The 22,959-nt window shown below is 29.5% G+C and carries 20 protein-coding genes; all 20 read right to left on the minus strand.

Features of this window, described 5'->3' with window-relative positions; translation table 11 throughout:
- The 20 genes from AC23L6_RS09495 to rffA all read right to left on the minus strand — a co-directional run bounded on the left by AC23L6_RS09495 (position 1) and on the right by rffA (position 22,950).
- Positions 1–1,599 carry a glucosamine inositolphosphorylceramide transferase family protein gene (locus AC23L6_RS09495; RefSeq protein ID WP_487561937.1) on the minus strand — a complete coding sequence of 533 codons (1,599 nt, stop codon included), beginning with the start codon at positions 1,597–1,599 and terminating at the stop codon, positions 1–3.
- 21 nt (positions 1,600–1,620) lie between these two features.
- Complete coding sequence (locus AC23L6_RS09500; protein WP_487561938.1) at positions 1,621–2,616, minus strand: NAD-dependent epimerase/dehydratase family protein; 996 nt, start codon at positions 2,614–2,616, stop codon at positions 1,621–1,623.
- Between the two features lie 27 nt (positions 2,617–2,643).
- A complete protein-coding gene (locus AC23L6_RS09505; RefSeq protein WP_487561939.1) occupies positions 2,644–3,195 on the minus strand; it encodes a serine O-acetyltransferase in 552 nt (183 codons plus the stop codon).
- Positions 3,196–3,223: 28 nt separating this feature from the next.
- The gene (locus AC23L6_RS09510; protein ID WP_487561940.1) at positions 3,224–4,117 is read right to left on the minus strand and encodes a glycosyltransferase; all 894 of its coding nucleotides are present in this window, start codon (positions 4,115–4,117) and stop codon (positions 3,224–3,226) included.
- Positions 4,118–4,234: 117 nt separating this feature from the next.
- Positions 4,235–5,092 (minus strand): glycosyltransferase family 2 protein, encoded by an 858-nt coding sequence (locus AC23L6_RS09515; RefSeq protein WP_487561941.1) that lies wholly within the window; start codon positions 5,090–5,092, stop codon positions 4,235–4,237.
- A gap of 34 nt (positions 5,093–5,126) precedes the next feature.
- On the minus strand, positions 5,127–6,095 hold the full coding sequence (locus AC23L6_RS09520; protein ID WP_487561942.1) for a glycosyltransferase: 969 nt from the start codon (positions 6,093–6,095) through the stop codon (positions 5,127–5,129).
- A gap of 16 nt (positions 6,096–6,111) precedes the next feature.
- A complete protein-coding gene (locus tag AC23L6_RS09525; RefSeq protein WP_487561943.1) occupies positions 6,112–7,194 on the minus strand; it encodes a glycosyltransferase family 2 protein in 1,083 nt (360 codons plus the stop codon).
- 4 nt (positions 7,195–7,198) lie between these two features.
- A complete protein-coding gene (locus tag AC23L6_RS09530; protein WP_487561944.1) occupies positions 7,199–8,305 on the minus strand; it encodes a glycosyltransferase family 4 protein in 1,107 nt (368 codons plus the stop codon).
- A 50-nt stretch (positions 8,306–8,355) separates the two neighbouring features.
- A complete protein-coding gene (gene asnB, locus AC23L6_RS09535; RefSeq protein ID WP_487561945.1) occupies positions 8,356–10,194 on the minus strand; it encodes an asparagine synthase (glutamine-hydrolyzing) in 1,839 nt (612 codons plus the stop codon).
- 6 nt (positions 10,195–10,200) lie between these two features.
- Complete coding sequence (locus AC23L6_RS09540; RefSeq protein ID WP_487561946.1) at positions 10,201–11,331, minus strand: glycosyltransferase; 1,131 nt, start codon at positions 11,329–11,331, stop codon at positions 10,201–10,203.
- 47 nt (positions 11,332–11,378) lie between these two features.
- Complete coding sequence (locus tag AC23L6_RS09545) at positions 11,379–12,020, minus strand: acetyltransferase (RefSeq protein WP_487561947.1); 642 nt, start codon at positions 12,018–12,020, stop codon at positions 11,379–11,381.
- Complete coding sequence (locus AC23L6_RS09550; protein WP_487561948.1) at positions 12,017–13,108, minus strand: DegT/DnrJ/EryC1/StrS family aminotransferase; 1,092 nt, start codon at positions 13,106–13,108, stop codon at positions 12,017–12,019. Before AC23L6_RS09550 ends, AC23L6_RS09545 begins: the two co-directional genes overlap by 4 nt.
- Positions 13,098–14,078, minus strand: coding sequence for a Gfo/Idh/MocA family protein (locus tag AC23L6_RS09555; RefSeq protein WP_487561949.1), 981 nt, complete (start codon positions 14,076–14,078; stop codon positions 13,098–13,100). Before AC23L6_RS09555 ends, AC23L6_RS09550 begins: the two co-directional genes overlap by 11 nt.
- Positions 14,075–15,508 (minus strand): NDP-hexose 2,3-dehydratase family protein, encoded by a 1,434-nt coding sequence (locus AC23L6_RS09560; protein WP_487561950.1) that lies wholly within the window; start codon positions 15,506–15,508, stop codon positions 14,075–14,077. Before AC23L6_RS09560 ends, AC23L6_RS09555 begins: the two co-directional genes overlap by 4 nt.
- Before the next feature lie 50 nt (positions 15,509–15,558).
- Positions 15,559–16,836, minus strand: a complete 1,278-nt coding sequence (locus AC23L6_RS09565; RefSeq protein WP_487561951.1) for an ABC transporter ATP-binding protein — start codon at positions 16,834–16,836, stop codon at positions 15,559–15,561.
- A gap of 12 nt (positions 16,837–16,848) precedes the next feature.
- The gene (locus AC23L6_RS09570) at positions 16,849–17,700 is read right to left on the minus strand and encodes an ABC transporter permease (protein ID WP_487561952.1); all 852 of its coding nucleotides are present in this window, start codon (positions 17,698–17,700) and stop codon (positions 16,849–16,851) included.
- Positions 17,701–17,760: 60 nt separating this feature from the next.
- Entirely contained in the window at positions 17,761–18,489 is a 729-nt protein-coding gene (locus AC23L6_RS09575) for a hypothetical protein (RefSeq protein ID WP_487561953.1), read from the minus strand.
- 58 nt (positions 18,490–18,547) lie between these two features.
- Entirely contained in the window at positions 18,548–20,143 is a 1,596-nt protein-coding gene (locus AC23L6_RS09580) for a hypothetical protein (protein WP_487561954.1), read from the minus strand.
- 227 nt (positions 20,144–20,370) lie between these two features.
- On the minus strand, positions 20,371–21,798 hold the full coding sequence (locus AC23L6_RS09585; protein WP_487561955.1) for a DUF6056 family protein: 1,428 nt from the start codon (positions 21,796–21,798) through the stop codon (positions 20,371–20,373).
- Between the two features lie 18 nt (positions 21,799–21,816).
- The gene (rffA, locus tag AC23L6_RS09590) at positions 21,817–22,950 is read right to left on the minus strand and encodes a dTDP-4-amino-4,6-dideoxygalactose transaminase (protein ID WP_487561956.1); all 1,134 of its coding nucleotides are present in this window, start codon (positions 22,948–22,950) and stop codon (positions 21,817–21,819) included.
- Between the last annotated feature and the right edge of the window lie 9 nt (positions 22,951–22,959).

Raw genomic sequence — 22,959 nt, forward strand, 5'->3', positions numbered from 1 at the left:
TTATATTTTTCTTACCAATTGTTGGCTATCGATAAATTGCCAACCATCCGCTTGATTAAAAGTATGTGTTGCTAAATTTTCTTTTCTCCAATTAGGGAAAATGGTATCTACCAAACATTCTTCATAATTAAATTCATCTAAATGTAAAATCTCATATATCTGAATGGCATATCCGTATTTAGGTGCACCTAACTGAGCCGGTCGAAATGTTCTTCCTTCTTTTTGAAAAATTTTTCCTGCGGAACGACCACCTCTAACATCAATTTTTATTGGACTTACAGGGTGTTCCTTCCACGAACCTAAAGGCCCATCTTCTAATATGTAAAGTTGCAATAAATCATTTGGAGTTAATGTAGCTTTCGAACGTTCTGAAGCAAAGCAATACCATTTCCTATTGTATTCAAAAGGAGTAGCATCGTATAATTTTTTTCCTTCAAAAAGCGTTTTTTGTTTTTTCCATTTGTAAGGAAACGATTCCGATTTATATAGAATCACGTTTCCTGAGTCACCTGTCTCAGGAATCATATACCATGAATTTTCGTGCTGAAAAACAAAAGGATACGATAAATGAAATGACTCTTGTATCACTGTTTGTGGACTTCCAAACCGCTTTTCTTCTTTTAAATATTTGAAACACACTATTTTTCCTAAGCCTTTACCGATTATCTCTTCGGCAAACAACCATAATTCGTTTTCATAATACACTGGGAATGGATCTGCCCAACTTATGCCTTTGGGTGGAATTAGATTTTGGAATCGATAGAATGATTCTTCTGAATTGTTTGTTTTAGAATGACTGATAATCCATTGTTCTTCATAAAAAAGATTTTCGAAAGTTCGTTTTAAAATTCGAATTCCGAAATGAAACAGAACGCTAAATGATTTTTTATTATCAGGATTCTTAAAAAGTGGATTGCTGTAAAAATCAAATGGCTCTTTTTCAGTTTGTAATTTTCCTTGAGACAAACACCTTAGTTTTTCTTCAAAAAGGCGAACACCAGTCTTAAATAAATTAACCTGATTTCTATGAAAAGATAGTAAATCAGTCTTGGTAAAAGCTCTTCCTATAACTTTCCCACCGTCTAAATCTTCAGTAATTTGTTGTAATGTTACTCCAGAAATAGCCTCTTGTTGTACTACTTCCCAAAATCCTGGAGGACCTCCACGGTTAACTTTATTATCACCGTGATGTAAGGACCATATTCCGTACTTAGGCATTGATAAGATCGGTCCTCTCAAGATTCTAAAACCGAATCTTAGAATTAAATCGGGTTGTTTTTCTCTTAAAAATGCAATACAATCCTCATCCAACCAATCACTAAATTGTTTTTGAATGGGTGTCGTTGAATATAGTAACGAAGTATCTAAATCTAAAGGTATTGTTTGAAACGGATTGCTTTTTGCTTTAAATAATTTACTATCTAAATAACGCAATCCTCTGTATAACAACGAAGAATTAGAATTCTTTTTACCTTCATTTATAACAACTCCACTAACAATAAAATCTGGAGAATTAAAAACAAAACTAATAATATCTGCAACCCATTTTTTTACTAGTTGACCGTCAGTAAGAATAATAACTTTTATTGGTTGATTCATTAAAAAAGATGAGATTATGCTTTACTTATAATATTCTTTAAACCATTTAATAAACTGTGGTATTCCAAGTTCTAATGGTGTAGTTGCTTTGTAACCTAACTTCTCAATTTCACTTGTGTTAGAATATGTAGTAACTACATCACCTTTTTGAGGAGGCATAAAATCATATTGAAATGGGGTTCCTAATTCTCGTTCTAGAAGATGTATAAAGTCCATAAGAGCTACGGGGCTTCCTTTTCCTATATTCAAAATTTGATACTTCTTATCCTTCAATTCACTTTGAGAGACCAAAACAATTCCCTGAATAATATCATCAATATAGGTGAAATCTCGACTTTGTTCTCCATTGTTAAAAACCTTAATCGGCTTGTGTTCCATTCCCGCTTTAGCAAACAACACAGGAGCCATATCAGGTCTTCCCCATGGTCCGTAAACTGTAAAAAAACGCAAGCCCGTAATTTTCAATTGATACAAATCAGCATAGGCATGGGCCATAACTTCATTGCTTTTCTTGGTAGCAGCATAAAAACTCACAGGAAAATCTGTGCTTTGATTTTCAGAAAATGGAATAGAATCTGTATTGCCATAAACGGATGAGCTTGAAGCAAAAACAAGATGTTTTACGGGAAAATTTCGACAAGCTTCCAAAATATTATAAAAACCAATAATGTTGCTATCAATATAATCTCTTGGATTAGTAATGGAATAGCGCACTCCTGCTTGAGCTGCAAGGTGTACTACTATGTCAAATTGTTGAGTTGCAAATAGAGAATTTAAATTTCCTGCATCTTGTATGTCCAACAAAACAAACTGAATATTCTTATTTCCAGAAACTTTTTTGTTGTATTCTAAATCATCTCTGTTAATTCCTAATTGCTTTAATCGAGCATACTTCAAGTCGGTTTCATAATACGCATTGATATTATCTAAACCTATTACCTGATATCCTAAAGAAGCAAATTTTAATACAGCATGCATTCCTATAAATCCTGCTGCTCCTGTAATAAGTATTTTCATGAGTTTATTTTGTAATAATTTGGAAAATCATGAGACAAGATAATTTACATAACCTTCACTCCCTTTATAACTAATTATTTTTGCGGGATTACCGGCTACAACAGCATTATCTGGAATATCAAAATTAACAAAAGTTAAAGGAGCAATTAGAACATCATTCCCTATAGTGATCCCCCCAACAACAACTGCATTAGCTCCAATCCAAACTCTATTTCCAATTTTAGGACATCCCATATTTTTTCCTCGATTAACGTTGCCAATTGTGACTCCCTGATGAATATTACAATTTTCACCAATAGTTGATTTATTATTAATTACTATAGTCCCATAGTGCACCATGAACAAACCTTTTCCTATTTTACAAGTATAAAATATCTGTAAACCATATTTTACTTGCATCTGTTTATTCCATATTCTAAATAAGGCTCCTAATGGACTATATTTTGAAAAATATTGACATCCCCTGATGGTAAACATAAATCTTAATCCTGGAGAAAACAACAAACTCCTTAAACTGTTTTTAGAATTCTTTCGATATCTTGGAGCATCTTGCAAAAGAAAAGAAGAAATTTTGACCATTTATTAAAAATTATTTTGACAATAAACTTTATATGTTGATTTTTCTATAACCCATTTTTCCAGTTAAAAAGTGAAATAATGCAAGGAAAAATATTTTAAAACCAATTATGCCTATTGAAAAACCATACTTAAATCTGAGAAACTGCTTAAAAAAAGAGTATAAAAGAGCTATAATAAAAGCACTCTTCAAATTGTTTTTATAAAATATATAGAAAACGTTTCTCATTGAATAATACTCTCTATACAGAGCTTTATTTGATTTTTTTTGAAAAGTTTTTGAAGCTAAACCTAATCTATTAAAATTCAGTCGATGCTTCAAATAAAAATTTTTATCAACTAATAGTTTATATCCTGAGTTTTTAATTCTTATGTCAAAATCTAATTCTTCCAATCCATAAAACAATTTTTCATCCGGTAAAATATTAAATTTTATAATCATATCTCTATTTACAATTTTTGACATTCCTCCTGCAATAGTATCTACCTCCATAACGCCTTGATTTTTAAGAACTTCATCCAGAACTCGTTTAACAAATCCTGACTTACTGTTAAAAAACTGACCTACAACTCCTACGCATCCACACTTAGAGTCAGAAAGAGCTGTTTTTATTAAAACTTCAAAAGTATTTATAAAAACTGGAGGGTCATCATCATCTCCCCAATAAATCCATTCATAACCTTCTTCTGCTAACATTTTTAATCCTATTCTGGCAGCTCCAGCGGGTCCTGAATTATAACCTACTCTATAGTATCCAACTTTTGGATTATTTAAACTCTTAATTAATTCTTTAGTATTATACGTTGAGCTATTATCAATAATAAGAATTTTCTCTGGTGCTAATGTTTGAGAAAATATTGCCTGTATAGTATCAACCAAAATAGTTTCTCGTTCATAAGTCATAATAAATCCAGCAAATCTCATAGCTTTAATTTATTTGAAGCAGTTTAATTAATAAATTTTAAAAATTCCTGAACTTTTTGCTTTCATCTATTGGAAATACTATTTAGACTAGTATCTTTTAATACTTTACTCAATGTACTATCTGATAATTTTTTTTGCAAAATAAGGATAAAAACTAATAAGAAAACGAATTAAGGTTTTAAATTTCCATGGCTGAATACAATAAGCTTTCCAAAAAAACAAACGTGCTTGAGACCAATTTGACAGACGAGAATAAGCAACACCTATATTTTGAAAATATAATCTCAAAGCATGAGGATAAAGTTTAAAAAACCAATCATGTTTATTAATTATATAAAGATTTGCTTCAATTTTATTATGTGAATTTCTACTGCCTTCTTGTGATGCCTCATAGATGAAGCCATTTCGTTGGGTGAAACTTTTAGAAGGATTTTTTTTCATGCACCTGAAACTAAACTCCGTAAACTCTCCAAATTTTATTTTTTCATCAAATCCACCTAATTCCTTAAAAAAAGAATTCTTGACACAAAATGTTCCTGCTAAATACAATCCATCTTCAGAATATTTATTTTCAAGAAAAGGATATAACGCTCTAACTATTTTTTTTGTGTTTCTATTTAAATCGATTACATCCATATCACAGAAAACAATATCAGATTTTTTTGAAGATAGAATTTCATTAAAATTACTTAGCCAAAATGGTGTTACATAATCATCCGAATCTAAAAATGTTATGTATTCCCCTTTAGCTATTGCAGCTCCGTGATTTCTTGCAAAACAAACACCTTTATTTTCTTGATATATATATTGAATTCGTGAATCATTAAATGATAAAACCAACTCTTTAGAATTATCGACAGATCCATCATCAACAATTATTAGTTCCCAATCTAAAAAGGTTTGATTTAATATACTCTTAATTGCTCTTGAAAGTATACTGGCACGATTATAAGTCGGAGTTATTATTGATATCATTAATTATTATTAGATAAAAATTAGGTTTAATAAATTAATTTTTAATTCTAAATTTTATATACCTAAAATATAAATTCGCACTTAAATTATATATGAATTTTTCTAAAAAAACACCTCTTTTATCCTTTAGATAATATGTTTGCTTAGAAATGATTTGTTTAGCTTGATTTATTATTTTGTATACTTCAACTATATTGTTATTATCTTGAAATCTGTATAAATGGATAAATAAAAGACTTAAATAAAAACGTATACTAGTATCAATAAAAAAAATATCTAAATTAGATTTTTTTAATGATTTACATAACTTTACTATTTCCAAATAAGAAATTAGTCGTTGCGATGTAACTTTGCTTGATATAATTGAATTTTTACGAATTCTATAATTATAAAGGACTTTATCAATTTTTTTTATTCTTTGTACTTTAGAAAAACAAATTAAATTAAAATAATCGTCTTCATGAATAAGTTTTTCTTTAAAACAAAATTGATTCCTATTTATAAAATCAGAGCTATAAATGTAAAAACAAGCTGCGGGGACAAATCTCTCATTTTTTTTTAAATAGAGACTCCCCTTTGTTAGTGGGATGTTTTTTAAATCACTAGGCTCTTGAAATTTATTTTGCTCTTCAACGAATCGGGTTTCATAAAATCCAAGCATTTCAAGATTATTTTCTTTTAATTCTTGGGCAATAATAGAAAATGCATTTTCTACAATCCAATCATCACTATCAATAAACCAAATATAATGCCCATTGGCATTTTTTATTCCTGTATTTCTGGCATTACTAAGTCCTCCATTTTCTTGATGAATAACTTTTATCTTTTTGCTTTCAAAGGCAAATTTATCACATATTTTGCCTGAATTATCTGTAGAACCATCATCAATTAAAATCAACTCAAAGTCTAAATAATTTTGGCTTAATATACTATTTATGCACTTTTGGATATATTCCTCAACATTATATACAGGAACTATAATTGATAGATAGGGCTTTATCATTGAACTAGCTAAATTATTAATTTGTCAGTTTCTGTTTTAATCTACTTAATATTTTATTTATGGGTGTTGGTACTATTTTTTTTAAATACCTATTATTGGTATGGTTTATTAAATTTTTATTAGATAAGTAACAAAAGAATTCTTTATACATTCTAAAACTACGTAAATAAAAAAGGGAGTACTGAAGTAAATTGAAATTTCTGTAAGTCTGATAATTTGAAATTTTAGAGCAAGCAACAAAGCTAATATCAACCGTTAACGTTTCAAAGTAATCTTGTTTAATGATTTTAAGCTGATTATATTCTTTATTGAATAGTGCTATTCCAGTTGCAAACATTAAATATTCAATTGTTGCATTATAATAATCTATATTCTTCTTCAATTGTTCCAAATTTATCTGGGTAGAATCAGAGCTTAAATGGTGAAAATTAATTACCCTCAAGCCCTGCTCTAACATTCTTAAAGCATTTTTTCCCATACTACCAGGAACAAATCTGTAAGCTGCCAATGTCTTGTTTACAACAAAAGGTTTAAATCCTAATTTTGCACATCTAATCCAAAAATCCCAATCTTCGCAACTTGTTAACTTCTCATCAAAATAGCCCACTGTTGTAATTATATTTTTAGAAACTACAAAACCATTAACTGGCCCAATATTTGCCTGCAAAATTGATTTTAAAAAATCATCGTATTTAGGTATGTTAGTTCTTCTGAATAGTACATCATTTCTATTTTCTCTGAAACACAAGTAATCACTTTGGATAAACTCATGACCATCATTAATTATTTTTTCATATTCAACTAAACAATCATTTAGTATTAAATCATCTGCATCAAGAAAAATAAAATGACTTCCTACTGCAGCATCTATCCCCTTATTCCGGGCAGATGATAATCCTCCATTTATTTTCTCAACCAAACGAATACGAGAATCTTCTTTATTTAATTGTTTTACAACCTCATTAGTGTTATCCGGTGAACCATCGTTCACTATAATAGCTTCCCAATTTTGATACTGTTGCTCTTGTATAGAATCAATACAATCTTTTAAAAAATGAGCTTGATTATAACAAGGAATAATAATTGAAAATAATACCATTCTTTTAATTATTTAACATTGAAATATATTCTTCTACCATTTTATCAATTCCAAAATGTTTTTCGATTCTTTCGAAGTTCTGCAAGCCTATTCTTTCTCTTAAATTAACATCATTAATTAATTCCAAAATCATTCGCGCAAAAGTAATTTCATCATATGGATCAGCAAGAAAGGGATAATCATCGCCCAAAACTTCTTTTGAACCATTCATTTTAGTTGCTACAACTGGTAAATTAACTGCCATACACTCTAATATACCATTTGGCAATCCTTCCTTGACAGAACTAAAAACTCCAATATGACAAGTACTTAACAAAGTAGAAACATCATAGACCTCGCCAAGGCAAACAACAGTTTCATTTAAATTATTATCACTAATAAACTGTTTAACTTCCAAAGCCATATTACCATCTCTACCTGCCAATAACAATTCTATTTCCTCATTTGTATTGTCTCTGATTACTCTTTTCCATGCTTTTAAAAGTGTTAAATGATCTTTCAAATCATGTAAATTGGCAACCATTATAATTCTTATCTTCTCTGCCGGAGATTGAGAAGCTTTTTTTGGTGGTAAAATAACTCCATTGTGAATAATTTTTACAGAGTTATTAATATAATCTTTTAAAAATAATTCCCCTTCATAACTATTGGAAATAATTGCAGTACATGATTTCAATGCCTTTATCTCCCATGGCCTCCCCTGAAACATTAAACTAGCATCTCTTTGATTCCAATACAAAGCTTTAGCTCTAGTAAATCGCCAGCAACGTGCAAGAATAATATTCGGAAAGTATGTAAATGGAATAATTACGTCTGGATTAATTGACCTAACAATATTTATAAGCTTAAAATTATATTGCAAGTAAATCAGAAATGCCTTGAGACTATGGAAGGGAGGCAATACTAGTTTAGAATTAAAACCTGTTAAATACAATTTTGCTCCAGCAATTTTGAAATTTTCCCAATATGATTCTTTTTTTGAACCAAAAGAAAGAACATGAACTTGAAATCCCTTTTCAATCAATCCTTTCGCTAAATATAGCGCTTGTGTTTCTGCCCCACCTCTTTCAGTAGTATTTAAAACAATCAATATACATTTAGGATTCTCCATGCATTTTTAACTATAAAGCTATTCTGATTTTTTTATTTGTTTTAGTTTTACTATTGTTGTTGTAACCATTCTTGCAAAAAAAGTAAGAGCCACTTTTGTCCAGCATGATTTCCATTTGCCACATTCTCTAAAGCCTTACTGTCAAAATAGTCTGTAAATCCGTTTTGAGAGTCCAATATTCGTTCCTTAATCTCAAATTGTTTAGATCCTAATGAGCCAAACCAATCTGAAACTGGAACTGCAAATCCCATCTTTGATCTATAAATAAACTCCTTTGGGAATATGGGTTCTAGTGTTTTCTTTAGCAACAATTTCCCTTCCCAATTCCCATTTATTTTTTTTATATTATAAGTTTGGGGAATAGTAGCTGCGTATTCTACTACTTTTATATCTAAAAATGGTGTACGTGTTTCTAAACTATGCATCATACTAGCTACATCAACTTTTGTCAAAATATCTCCTGGTAAATAAGTATTAAAATCTATAGTTTGAGCTTTTTGAAAATGACCATATGATTTACTTTCTTCCATAATATCCTCAATAAACTTTCGGTTATTGGTACTGAATGAATTGGATATATCTTTATTCCAAAGTTGTTTTCTGAAACCATCATTAAAATAATGTATGTACCTAACCCAATCATTAGTTGATGCCGTTCGCATAGCATATTTTTGAGAATTCAAAAAATTCATAAAAGGATATAAGCCTTTTTTATAATTGGGCAAATGTTCAGGTATTGGACTAATGTGTTTATTCCAACTATTAGTATAACTTTTATAACCAGCAAACAATTCATCTGCTGCATCACCTGTAAGAGCCATAGTTATATGTTTACGAGCAAGACGACTAACATACCATGTAGGTATTGCAGAGCTGTCTCCGAAAGGCTCTCCGTAATGTTTTACTAATTGTGGTAAAATAGATAAAGCATCTGGTTCAACTATTTCCTCATGATGATCTGTTTGCCATTTTCTTGCAACCATTCTAGCATATTTCAGTTCACTGTATTCGTCTTCTTTGAATCCAATGCTAAAAGTTTTCACCGGTTGTGACATCTGTTGAGCCATATGGCCAACTATTGCACTACTGTCTATTCCTCCTGACAAAAAAGCTCCAAACGGTACATCGCTCACTAAATGAGCTTTTACGGAATCTTTAATAACATCTGACAAACCCTCAGACCATTCCGCTTCTGTTTTTATGTTACCCTCTCGAAATTCTAATTTCCAATATCTCTTTTTCTCTAGAATTGTGCCATCAGATTTTACACGCATATAATGAGCAGGTGGTAGCTTATGAGCTTGGCTATAAATTGTATTAGGCGCAGGTATATATTGAAACTGAAGATACTGGTCTAATGCAACCAGACTGATACTCCATTCTATTCCTTTAACTTTTTTTAGTGCTTGTAATTCGGAAGCAAAACAAAAAACTCCTGATGAAATCGCATAAACAAGCGGTTTGATACCAAAATGATCGCGGGCAAGAAAAAGCTCATTTTTATTATTATCAATAATTGCAAAGGCAAACATACCTCTCAATTTTGTTACGCATTCGGTTCCCCATTCTTCATAGGCATGCACAATTACTTCTGTATCAGAATTTGTCTTAAAAAGATGTCCTTTTTGTAATAATATTACTCGTAATTCTTGATAATTGTATATTTCTCCATTAAAAGAAATCCACACCGTTTGATTTTCATTACAAAGGGGCTGCTTACCGCCTTCTAAATCGATAATAGAGAGACGACGGTGCCCTATACCCATACTACCTTTAATATAGAAACCAGATCCGTCTGGTCCACGATGCTGTAATGCATCGGTCATTTTCTCTATTTCAACTTTTTCTACTGTAGTTGATTTACGTATTAATCCTACTATTCCACACATTGAAATTTATTTTAAATCGAAGGCTTTCTTCCAGTTTTCTAACAAAACTTGATTTCCCATTTTTCTGAGATAATCTTTTCTAATTATTTTGGAAGCACACTCTAACTTGTTTCTATTATTATAAAGATGAATCAATTTTAACTTTAAACTTTCCTTTGTTGGTTCTATAAAAAACCCATTAATTTCATCTTCTATAACAATATTTGGGAAACCAATTCTTGTTGATACTGAGGGTATCCCTGATAGGCATGCATCTGAAAATAATGATGGACCAGAATCCCCAACAGATGTTATTACAATCAAATCCACATCATTGTAGAAAGCGGGCAATGTTTCCATGGGGCCTTCAAATCTTGTTTTAAATATAAAATTGAATCCTTCATTTTGAAGTTCCTCAACAACAGGTACTATTATTTTATAAAAATTTTTGAATTCTCTATTAGGATTTCCTGTCCAACCTATAACCAAATTTTCTTTCGAATAATTTTTATCTATTGAATAGAACGCCTCTTCGTTAGTATAATTTAAAAAAAATTTATCAATGTTTAGTCCTTTAAAGTCCTCTAAAACCTTAGGTGAACCTGCTGCTAGAACATTTATATTTGCAAAATATTTGTCGCAAAAATCATCAATATTGATTTGGAAATCAATTTTTCCCTTTTTTAATATTGTCTTATAATCTAATTCTAGACATTGTGGGGGGAACGAATCTGTATATATCCCTTTTATAAGTTTAGGGGCGTCACTACGAAGGTTAGCATAAAAATCAAAATAAAAATCAAAGTACAATATTACATCGTATTTTTTCCAAGAAGGCAATACCTTTCTTTTGTATTTTTTTAGTTTGTATGTAAAATGTGATTGCCAAAAGGGTGTTACCTTGTAATTGAAAAAAAGTCTGTAGGATAAATCAAATATTTCATCCTTTTTAAAAATAGCCTTGAAATTTGAAATGGTTCTATGAATATCTTTTCTAATTTTAAGTAATACTGGCTCGTCTTCTATATGATAAACATGACAGCAACAATAATCATAATAAAAATCGGCAGTATTCTCAAGATCATTTGATACTAATTTCCGAATCATATCATAAGCCCAATCGGGTTGATCGCAATAAAAAAGTATTTTTTTTTTCAAAATTAATTAAGTAATTTCTAATTAAAATAGTTATAGCTACATCAAAATTATATGGGGATTTTAATTTTTTTAATAACACCCGGAACTCCAACGACAAGACAATTATCAGGAATATCTTTAGTTACTACAGTTCCTGCACCAACTATTACATTTCTTCCAATTTTTATTTTTGGCAAAACAGTAGCGTTAGATCCTATTTGAGAAAATGCCCCAACGCTACAATTTCCTAATATAGTTACACTTGGTGATATCTCTACAAAATCTCCTATAACACAGTCATGAGTAATTATTGAATTGTAATAAATTATACATCCCAAACCAATCTCAGTACTATTTGATAAAATAGCACCTTGTAATATATTAGTTCCATTACCAATTTTAACATCAAAAGTCCCAATATTTGACAGTTTACTTATTGTTGATGTATATATACCTCCTATTCCTGAAAATTTATCATACATTTTTTTTCTCAAAATTGGATTTCCAATTCCAATAGTAAATCTATTATCGACTGTTTTAAAATAAATAATCGCTTCATCAATACTCTTTATAACTTTGAAACGATTGAATAATTCATTAGGAGCATCGAAATTCACATCATCATAGAATACTAAATCTTGTAATCCATCTAACTGAATAACAATCTCTAGAACTTCTTTAGCAAATCCTTTAGCGCCAATAATTATCATAAAGTCTCTTTTATCAAAGTAATTATTTTCTCTATTTCTGCCATTTCTAATTTAAAATACAAAGGCAAACACAAAATTCTAGTTGAAACATCCTCAGAAATAGGGCAGGATTGGTAAGAAACCACTTTTGTATATGTATTTACAGAAGGATAAAAATACCTTCTTGGGAAAATATTATTTTCTTTAAGTACCGATTCTACTTTCAACAAGTGTGCTTCAGTATCAAAAATAATTGGAAAGTAAGAATAGTTCGTTTCTCCTTGAGAAATATCTTGAAAAGAAAGATTAGACAATTCCTTTAACTTTTCTTTGTAATAAAGATATTTTATTTTTCTATCCTGTAAAACCTCATCATAATATTTAAGATTTGCTAACCCTAATGCCGCGTGGACTTCTGTTAATTTGCCATTAAAACCATCTTCAATGATATCTGTTTTGTCATCACTGTGCCCAAAAAAACGTATTCTTTTTATTTTTTTATCTAATTCTACATCTTTTGTTATGCATCCGCCTCCCTCAGCTGTATTCAACAACTTAGTTGCATGAAGACTTGTCGCTGAAATATCTCCATATGATAGTAAACTTTGATCTTCAAAAGTTGAGCCTATTGCATGTGCAGCATCGTATATTACTTTTAAATTATATTTTTTTGCAATTCTTTCAATTTCAATCACATTACAAGCTGTCCCAAAAACGTGTACTGGCATAATTGCTACTGTTTTCTCTGTGATAAGAGCTTCGATTTTTGCAGGGTCAATATTGAGTGTATTCGGTTCAATATCGCAAAAAACAGGCGTACAACCTTCCCATTTTATGGCGCTAATTGTTGCTATCCATGTAAATGGGGTAGTAATAATTTCTCCTTCTAATTCTAATGCTTTGATGGCAATTTGCAATGCTATTGTTCCATTGTTAACTATTGTAAAATGAGGAACCTCTAATGTGTTTTGTAGTTCGGTTTCAAGTTGTTGTACTAACGGACCATTATGGGTTAGTATTCCTCTGTCCCAAACTCCTTTTAAAATATCTGTAAACTCATTTAACGGGGCTAAAGATGGCTGTGTAACAAAAATATTCTTATTCTTCATTTGATTTCTTTTTAAATTCTTCTATTAATCTGGATTGATGAATGTTTTGTTGGTATTCCTCAGCTTTTAATTGTTGATCTTGGGTACAATTATAAAAATATTCTAACATTCTTTGATAATGATTGTCTGGTTCTAAAGCTATTTTTTCTATTCCTTGTGCTGTTTCAATAATTATTTCAGGAGAATATCCTGGTGGGGCTGTAAAAATTCTATTGGTAGATAATTTACCTTTACTTCCCCATATTTCGAGATTGCATTGATAAAAATTATTAAAGCCAAAAGACATTTGAAGAAATCCATCTCCTTCTTTTTGTTTAATCATTCCTCCTCCCCATATATCAACTTCATTTCCCAGAGGAATTACAGAAACAGCAGACACAATTTGGACATCATGCCCTAATAGCAATTGTGCCAACTTTATAGGATAGGCACCCGCATCAAGTAAAGCTCCACCCCCTAATTCTTTTTGATATCTAATATTGTTTGAATCTGAAAAAGCAGGAAATCCAAATGAACTTCGAATACTTCGAATTTCACCGATGGTGCCTTTTTGTATTTCATTTAAAATAAAATGGAGCTGCTTATGAAAACGAAATTGAAAATTTTCTACTAGAGCTAAATTATTTGTTTTAGCCAATTCATTCAATTCTACAACCTCATCAAAGTTACAGGCCATTGATTTTTCTACTAATATATGTATACCATTCTCTAAGCCAAATTTTACCCATCTGTAATGCAAGGCATTAGGCAAAGGAATATACAATGCATCAATTGTATTTTTAGTAATAATTTGAGAATAGGAAGAAAATGCTTTGCCTTGAAACTTTAAATTGATTTCTTCTGCTTTTTCTATCGTTCTTGTGGCAATACCTACAAATTCATAGTAATCAGATAAACCCTGAATTGCAGGTATAATTGCTTTCTGAGCTATGCTTGCATAACCTAAAACTCCAATTCTAATTTTTTTCATGAAATAAATGAAATTGCTGCAATTAAGCTTCGTGCTTGAATATTTAAATAATTATTAAACTTAATAAATACTTGCATTTGATTTAATGTCATCCAAATGTAGTTTTCTGGAAGCTCAATTTTTATAGTATCATCAGCTAGAATTAGCATATTTCTATTTTGTTCTTTATAAAAACGACCTCCTTCTTCTGATTGCAAAGTATCAAAAATAATATTTTCTTTCTTGACTTCTAATACATATTTTAGAAATGGCATTTGTTCAATTCCTTGGGCATTTCTATAGTTCCCAGTAAGACATTGTACCGTTGGTGCTAACTCTAAAATATCAAAATTACCAGCCTCAAGTTTAGTTTGAACGATAAAATGCAGTACTCCATTAATTTCTTTACATACAAAAGCACAAATTCCTTCTTGAGCAGGTTCTATCATAGGTTGAGTCCAACTTACTACTTCCCTGTTCTCAATTTCAACATTTGCTGCAATTACTTTAAAATACTTATTATCTACATGATGGATGGTATCGTCTTCGACAACCCAGTTTTCAATATTTTTAATTGGTATTTTAACTACTTCCAATTCATAGTGCGATTTTCTTTTGGTAACAAACTGAATTAAATCATCAAAAGAATGTAACTCTCCTGAATTTTGTAAAGTTGATTTTAAAAACTGAAAACTTATTTCTGTTCTATTATTCTGCTCCTGCAATAAATGAAGTATTTCTATACTTTGTTTGTTGTAACTTCCATAGGGAATACCCGAAATAACTGTTCTAGTATCCATATTTACTAGGTTATCCTCTTGCATTAATACTTTTATCTGAGCCAAGCTTAGCCAAATAAAATTATCTAACACTGGGATATCTTCATCAATTTTTATGATAATATTCCTATTTCTCTTACGAAGAAATCGGGCACCTTGTTCTGACTGTAGCTGATCTAACAAAACTTGATTAGGAGTTGCATTAACAAAATAGTCTAAATAGGCTGGAGCTTTACCTTTATGAACTTTAGAATAATTGCTTTTTGTAGCTTGTAAAGTAGGAGATAATTGTACACAATTGACATTGCCTGGTTCTATTTTTGCTTGTAATAAGAAATATAAAACACCGTTGAATTCCTTAGTAATAAATCCTAAATACCCAATCTCGGGCTGATTTATTATAGGTTGTTGCCAATTGGAAACCAAACCCCAGTTGGTTTTGACATCAATGCCATCGATAGAAAAAAACTTTCCAGATTGATGTCTCAAATTAAGGATTTCGTTAGAAAAAGACCACTGCTCAAGTTCTTCAAAAGCAATTTTAGTAACATTTACTTTAATTTTTTCATTCTGTAAAGCTACCCAGTTTTTAATTTCATCAATACTGTGAAATGGGTTGTCGAGACTCAGTGCGCTTTTTATAAATAGGAATGATCTGTCTATTTTTTGCATAATTGATTTAATATGAATACATTATTATAATTAAAAATAATACGTACTATTTAAACGATTAAACTTCTATTATACCATTCAAATTGAGGTCTAATATAACCTGGTTCTCTACCCATATATTCTCCAAAATCTCTACCTCCATCAATAATAGTAAATGTAAAAACATCTTTTTCGATGAAAATTGCTTTGCTTTTATCTTCTACTATAAAAATTGCTAAACTGAAATTACCCGATTGAAAAAAATATTTTGGAAAAACACATTCTATTTTATTATGTCCTCTCTTCAGTTTTATATCTTCTGGATTATAAAAAGAAAACAAAACTTCTCCCATTTCATTATACAAATGATAGGTTATATGGTATCTTGACGGATCTGGAGTATCAAAATCTATGTCTGTAATAAGCTGAATTTGTTTGTTTTCAAATAATGGTTCGTCAATGGAATGCTCTTTTGATTTTATACTAATAGCATTAAGTTTAAAAACACCGTCTATAGAAATATCCTTGTAACCTTTAGTATTAGACTCCATAGCATTGTCACCTCCTAGGTAAACACTCACACTTGAAGAAGCATCTCCAATAAACTTTGTTCTACCATGCTCTAAAACGACACCCTTTGTACACAATGATTTTACGGCTGCCATATTATGACTAACAAACAAAACTGTTCGTCCTTCTTTACTGGTTACATCTCCCATTTTTCCCAGGCATTTTTTTTGAAACTCTGCATCACCAACAGCTAGAACCTCATCTATAATTAAAATTTCTGATTCCAAATGAGCTGCTACGGCAAATGCTAAACGCACATACATACCAGATGAATATCTTTTTACTGGGGTATCGATGTAACGTTCAACTCCAGAGAAATCAACAATTTCATCAAACTTTTGGGTTATCTCTTTTTTGCTCATACCCAATATAGCTCCATTTAGATATACATTTTCTTTGCCTGTCATTTCAGGATGAAATCCAGTGCCAACTTCTAATAAAGATGCTATCCTCCCTTTAGTGTATATATTACCTGTGGTTGGCTTTGTTACTTTGCTTAAAATTTTTAGCAACGTACTTTTTCCAGCACCGTTTCTACCTATTATACCAACTGCATCACCTTGATTTATTTCAAAATTAACATCTCTTAACGACCATACATAATCACTATCCCCTTTTTGAGAACGATCATTAGAATCTCCGATTTTTAAATAAGGGTCTTCTTTGCCTCTAATCTTACTCCACCACCTATTTAAATCATGTGACAAAGTTCCAGTACCCACACTTCCTAAACGGTATTGTTTGGATATATTTTCTGCTTTTATAACTATATTTGACATATATTTAAAAAATTAAACGGTATCAATAAAATTCTTTTCTACCTTGTTAAAAATTACTATACCTAAAAACAATATTATAATTGATACTAATGCACTGTAACCTAAGGTTGAAAATTCAAAACTGCCAGTTCCTAAAAAAGCATATCGAAAACATTCAAAAATAGCTGTTAAAGGATTTAATAGTAAAAGGAATTTATATTTATCAGGTATTGAAGATAATGGATAAACTACTGGAGTTGCATACATAAACAATTGTATTCCAAATGAAATTAAATACGTTAAATCCTTATATTTTGTTGTCATAGAAGAAATAATCATACCAAATCCTAAAGCTAAAATCCCCATTAAAAAAAGTAGAATAGGGGTTAACAAAACATATACATTAGGATTTACATTATCCTTCGTGAAAAAATAATACAATAAAACTGCAACAAAAATAGAAAATTGTACCCCGAATTTTATTAGCCCCGAAACTACTAATGAAAGAGGCATAATTAGTCTAGGAAAATAGACTTTCCCAAAAATACTTGCGTTATTGGTGAAAACGCTTGCTGTTTTAGTAAGTGTCTCGGAAAAATACGCCCAAATAGAAACTCCAGCTAAATAAAATACAACTTTAGGAGAATTATCTGTAGATAAATTTGCTAAATTCCCAAAAATAACAACAAACATTAATGTTGTAAGTAAGGGTTGAATAATAAACCACAAAGGCCCCAAAACAGTTTGTTTGTAAAATGTAACAAAATCTCTCTTAACAAACATAAATAAAAGATCTTTATACCTCCATACCTCTGAAAGATTTAATTTAAAAATTGAAGTGTCTGAGCTAATTACTTCAGTCCATTTTTGTTGATTGTTTCCCATCAAATTATTTATTTTATTTTCAAATATAACTTTCTATTTATTAAATTAAAATATTGCTGACTAAACCATTTGTTTTAAAAACCAAATTTTTAATCTATAAAACAATGTGTATCTTAGTCTTTTTACAAATTTAAAATCTACCTTGTTGCCATTTGCCCCATTTATGCCCTTATAATATGGATACATAGGCCATGGTTCATAAATTCCACCCTCAACCATTAATAAATGAACACTTCTTGACAAAACATTCTCAAAAAACATTTTAGAGGGTTCATCTAAATATTTTTCAAGAGTTGGTTTGAAATAATGCATATAAAAATCTGGTTTGAAAATTATTAATCTACTATCACATCTACTTAAGTTTAAGCCAAAATTTACGTGTATATCTGCATTTGAAAGCTTTACTTTTTCGATAATTTTATCAATGTTATCAATACAATATCTACCATTTATTTTAATTACATGTTTGGTGTTCGCTAATAATTCAGATTTTTGAAAAGCATAATCCAAAATTTCTTTTTCTCCATGTCCTTTACCTAAATAACTATTAATAGAAGAAAATGTATGATACTCAAAATTTTCTACTTTATTTCCAATGTACATAATTGAATTTGATACGGTATTACTACTATCAATAAAAACAATTGGATAATCAAAAGATGAGTAATACTTTAGGGCATTTAAATACTGCTTTTCCCTCTCTCTTGAATCGGGTATAGCAACTTCAGGCGCATCTTTTGGATTGATACTTGCCGTTAAAAGTAATACAATTTTATGTTTTGAACTCATCACATTAAAGTTTTTATCATTCTATATTTTTAGACTTTTAATAACATATACACCTTAATTAATTTAATTCGTAAAAAGAGTAATCTAAATTTTCAAAACTTTTAGACCAACCCTTTATATTTAAATCTTTATTTCTTGTACATATAATATCTATGTTGGATTTTTTTAAAAAATTGACAAAACATTGTGATGAAAATTCAACATATCCACATTGCTTATAATAAGGTGAGTTCTGTTTATAAAAATTATACATTCTTAAAGTCGAAGCATTCATGCCTATATTATTACCTTTAAATGAAGCCGAAACTGAGATTAAATCAATACTTGTGTTGTAAAGTATAAATTGATTTACTCCAGTATAAACCTTTTCATTAAAATCGTAAATGCTATTTAATTCAGCTTTTTCCGGCAAATATAATAAGCGTTTAGAATTAAGTTGATTTATAAATTGTATAGTGGATGCAGAATCTCTTTTAATAGGACTATTAAAATTCATTGCATCAATAACACCTGGTATAAGATATAAAGCAATTAAAAAAAAACCCATGACTAATTTCCTTTTAATAAAAATTAAATTCCATGTTGAAAATAATATCACTGCAGGAATTATACCTCCAAAGAGAAGTAGAAAAGCCTGATTTGCGTCTACATTATTTACAAATAAACACCAAACACTAATACAAATAATATAAAGCAATGTTATAAAAAGAGTTGTTTTTAAAGAAAGTATATACTTTCTTCTTTTTAAGATTAAAAGAAAAAACGGAAAAAATCCAAATATAGGTATAAAAAGGACCTTCATTAAAATGGCCGGCATGTACTTTACCCAAACATCAATGTTAAGCCATTCCATGAATGAAAAATTTGAAACTGTAGTCCCTCCATGATTTCCAAAAAAAAGATAAAAAAGTACCGTACCTAATGAAAAATATATTAAAATAAAAAAATTACTATAGGTCATCCTAAATACATAAAAATGCATGTAAAACATCCATATGAATACCGTAAGGATTACTATTGGAAGAACTGGGATATAAAAAAATGAAACTAATAATAATGTTATAAATGTATCAAAGTTTGTGGTTTTGAGGTATAAAAATAATGCTATAACTATGTTTAACACATAAATCATTTTTAGTCCTCTCCAAATAGATCCCATACCAGAAATAGGCAGATTATTTATTCCTAAATAATAATTAAACGTATCCCAAGGTTGCATAAAAAATAAAAAACCCATAATTAAAAAGAAAATTGAACTATGAATCAAAACAAATTTATTTGAAAACTCTGGGTAGAAACTTATTATTAATTCTCTAATTCCCTCACAACAAATTATTATTCCTAATGGATATGAAAAAAAGAAAAGATTAAGAGATGCATTTTGCCTATTTAGTAAACTTCCAAAATTCATCAGCCAAAACTCAAAATGATGATATAAATCGGCTCCTTTATATGATGAATCTATTAAATTATAAAAAACATTAATATTCTCGACCCCAAACCTTTGATTGAATAATCCTACTCTAATCCAGAACAAATAATCTTCACTAGGAATTAGTAATACATCCTTTCTAAAAAAAAGTACTAAAAAAATTAAACTAACAAAACTAGTAATCACTAAAGTACTTTTCCAATAGGAAAAATTAAAATTCAAAGTGTTTTTTCTTAGATACAATCCAATAATTATAATTCCGAGAATTGGAACCAAGAAAATAGATTTAAACGATGTAATTATTAATGCATAAACACCAACTAATAGTAAAACATTTATTATAGCAGTTACAAATCTACTTTTAAAATTAAAAATTTGAAAATGCATCACTATAAATGCAATAAAAAAAAGCGTAATAAAAATCAATACTATAGAAAACATAATATAAACTATTCTTTTACAATAATCCTTTTTACGCCAAAATAATGTTCTTGAGATTCTCTAATCCAATTATACTTATCTGAATTAATTAAACTCATATCGGTAAATTTATAGCAATAGCTAGAAAGTGAAGGATCAATTAACTCAATTTCAACTATCTTGTTTTTTGCTCCTACTAATTTCTTTTCTCTATTCACTATAGCCTCTTTTAAAAGCAATCCTTTTCTAAAATTATATATAGTAAATGACAAACTTGAAGCTATTATTAATAGGAATAAAATACAAGAAATTTTCTTTTTCATTTTATCCTTTGATGCATCAATACATTGTTCACTGTTTAACTTATAAAATTTAAAAATGACTGTGAAAAAGAAAATGACAATGAAGCACATAAAATAAATAGCTGTTCTAGGTGATGCTAGATTCTTTGACACTACAAAAGGAGTGATTGTAGAAAGTGCTATAATTAACCACTTATAGTTGGTTAAAAGATAAATAAATCGCACTCGATAATTAGTAACAACCTGGTTATTAATTAACCGTAAGGATTTGTTTGGAAACAAAATAAAAAGAGAACCTGTTACTCCTATTATAGATAAGGTCATTAATGGAAATATTAGTTTTATATATCTAACTAACACCATATAGTAATTTTTGACAAACCACATTAATGAAAAATCAAAATGACCATGAGAAGTTTTTGTAATTCTAACAAAATTACCCGGTGCAACAATAATGAAAATCAAACCAGCCGTCAATATGGCAAATAATAGAACATTAAAATATGTTTTCTTATTGGTCTGGCTTAAAATATCTATTACAACAGTTAATACTATTAGTGTTAACAATGCAATAGCTAAGTTCTGTGTACTGGCTCCAACAAAAAAAGTAAAAATTAAATAAAATAGTTTCTGAAATAGACTTATCTCATATACTTGAATCTTATTAAATACAATTATCCAAATTATACCTAGAAACAAATTAAATGTATAAACACCGCCTGTTGCCCAGTATATTGTCTCCGATATATGACTGTAAGATCCTAGCCATAAAATTATACTTAAGATAGCTCCTATCAAAAATTGATTTTTTACATCTATCTTTTCTAATTTAACCTCATACGAAATAATTTTGTACATCAAAAATCCACTGCTTAGAAAAAGCATTGACCAAAAAAGAGTAACAAACTCAATTGGGAAATTTTGAATTATAAATCCTTGAATCAGCGCCCCTAAAGTCAAAAAACGACCATCCCAATTATAATATCCTAATATACAATTACGTATCAAACCGTTTTTATTAACATTTAGGATGAAACTATAATCATCAGCCCAATAAAAAGTATTTACACTTAAAAAAAGTATAAAAATAATTGCAGTAGTAACTGCACAACTTAATATTGTAAAACAACTGATTCTGTTTTTAAATTTTATCATTAGCTATTCTTTTAATTTCTAATTAATACTTTTAATAAGGTTGATTATACTTTCTATACTTTTAAAATCTAATTCATAAAACATTGGCAACCTAACTAAACAATCAGAAAAACGATCTGAATTAGGCAGAATTCTATCATCATGCTTATCTTTATAAAAATCACTCGAATGCAAGGATAAATAATGAAATACTGCATGAAAACCATTTTCTTTCAACTTATTAATTAAAGTAGATCTATAATTAATGTCTTTACAAACAATATAAAACATATGAGCATTATTGGTTGCATAATTTGGAGTATTTGGTAATCTAAAATTATTAATATTTATTCCACTAAAACCATTAAAATAATTTTCCCAAAGAAGCTTTCTTTTATTCTGTATATCGTCTAAGTTCTCAATTTGTGCCCATAAAAAAGCTGCAATAACTTCAGATGGTAAAAAAGACGAACCTGTATCAACCCAACCATATTTATTTACTTCTCCTCTAAAAAACTCAGCTCTATTTGTTCCTTTTTCCCAAATGATTTCAGCTCGATGAATAAATCTTTCGTCATTAATAGCTAACATTCCTCCTTCGCCTGAAATAATATTTTTTGTTTCATGAAATGAAAAAGCGGCTAAATGTCCTATGCTTCCTAAAGCTCGTTTTACACCATCTTTTCCAGTATAAAAACTATCTATAGCTTGAGCTGCATCTTCAATAACCAACAAGTTATACTTAGTAGCCAACTCCATTATTTTATCCATGTCGCAGGCAACACCTGCATAATGAACAGGAATGATTGCTTTAGTTTTCTTTGTAATTAATGATTCTATTTTATCGGCATCGATATTTGGATTATCTGAATAGGAATCAGCAAAAACAATTTTTGCTCCCTGTCTTACAAATGCTATCGCAGTAGAAACAAAAGTGTAGCTGGGTACAATCACCTCATCTCCAGGTTCTATATCCCCTAACAAAGCAGCCATTTCTAGTGCATCTGTACACGATGTAGTTAATAATACTTTTTTGAAACCATATTTTTTTTCAAAAAAATCTTGACATAATTGCGTATATTTTCCGTTACCAGAAATTTTCCCTGAATTTACGGCATCATAGATATAATGGGTTTCTTTTCCTGTTAAATAGGGTTTGTTAAATGGAATCATAATGATTTA

The sequence above is a fragment of the Flavobacterium sp. R1_16 genome, from assembly GCF_057652095.1.

What these genes read in the sequence shown, in the direction of transcription:
- AC23L6_RS09495 (WP_487561937.1), bottom strand. Translation starts at nt 1,599, where the DNA reads ATGAATCAACCAATAAAAGTTATTATTCTTACTGACGGTCAACTAGTA.
- AC23L6_RS09515 (WP_487561941.1), bottom strand. Translation starts at nt 5,092, where the DNA reads ATGATATCAATAATAACTCCGACTTATAATCGTGCCAGTATACTTTCA.
- AC23L6_RS09500 (WP_487561938.1), bottom strand. Translation starts at nt 2,616, where the DNA reads ATGAAAATACTTATTACAGGAGCAGCAGGATTTATAGGAATGCATGCT.
- rffA (WP_487561956.1), bottom strand. Translation starts at nt 22,950, where the DNA reads ATGATTCCATTTAACAAACCCTATTTAACAGGAAAAGAAACCCATTAT.
- AC23L6_RS09575 (WP_487561953.1), bottom strand. Translation starts at nt 18,489, where the DNA reads ATGAGTTCAAAACATAAAATTGTATTACTTTTAACGGCAAGTATCAAT.
- AC23L6_RS09560 (WP_487561950.1), bottom strand. Translation starts at nt 15,508, where the DNA reads ATGCAAAAAATAGACAGATCATTCCTATTTATAAAAAGCGCACTGAGT.
- AC23L6_RS09555 (WP_487561949.1), bottom strand. Translation starts at nt 14,078, where the DNA reads ATGAAAAAAATTAGAATTGGAGTTTTAGGTTATGCAAGCATAGCTCAG.
- AC23L6_RS09570 (WP_487561952.1), bottom strand. Translation starts at nt 17,700, where the DNA reads ATGGGAAACAATCAACAAAAATGGACTGAAGTAATTAGCTCAGACACT.
- AC23L6_RS09550 (WP_487561948.1), bottom strand. Translation starts at nt 13,108, where the DNA reads ATGAAGAATAAGAATATTTTTGTTACACAGCCATCTTTAGCCCCGTTA.
- AC23L6_RS09510 (WP_487561940.1), bottom strand. Translation starts at nt 4,117, where the DNA reads ATGAGATTTGCTGGATTTATTATGACTTATGAACGAGAAACTATTTTG.
- AC23L6_RS09530 (WP_487561944.1), bottom strand. Translation starts at nt 8,305, where the DNA reads ATGGAGAATCCTAAATGTATATTGATTGTTTTAAATACTACTGAAAGA.
- AC23L6_RS09525 (WP_487561943.1), bottom strand. Translation starts at nt 7,194, where the DNA reads ATGGTATTATTTTCAATTATTATTCCTTGTTATAATCAAGCTCATTTT.
- AC23L6_RS09545 (WP_487561947.1), bottom strand. Translation starts at nt 12,020, where the DNA reads ATGATAATTATTGGCGCTAAAGGATTTGCTAAAGAAGTTCTAGAGATT.
- AC23L6_RS09565 (WP_487561951.1), bottom strand. Translation starts at nt 16,836, where the DNA reads ATGTCAAATATAGTTATAAAAGCAGAAAATATATCCAAACAATACCGT.
- asnB (WP_487561945.1), bottom strand. Translation starts at nt 10,194, where the DNA reads ATGTGTGGAATAGTAGGATTAATACGTAAATCAACTACAGTAGAAAAA.
- AC23L6_RS09520 (WP_487561942.1), bottom strand. Translation starts at nt 6,095, where the DNA reads ATGATAAAGCCCTATCTATCAATTATAGTTCCTGTATATAATGTTGAG.
- AC23L6_RS09585 (WP_487561955.1), bottom strand. Translation starts at nt 21,798, where the DNA reads ATGATAAAATTTAAAAACAGAATCAGTTGTTTTACAATATTAAGTTGT.
- AC23L6_RS09505 (WP_487561939.1), bottom strand. Translation starts at nt 3,195, where the DNA reads ATGGTCAAAATTTCTTCTTTTCTTTTGCAAGATGCTCCAAGATATCGA.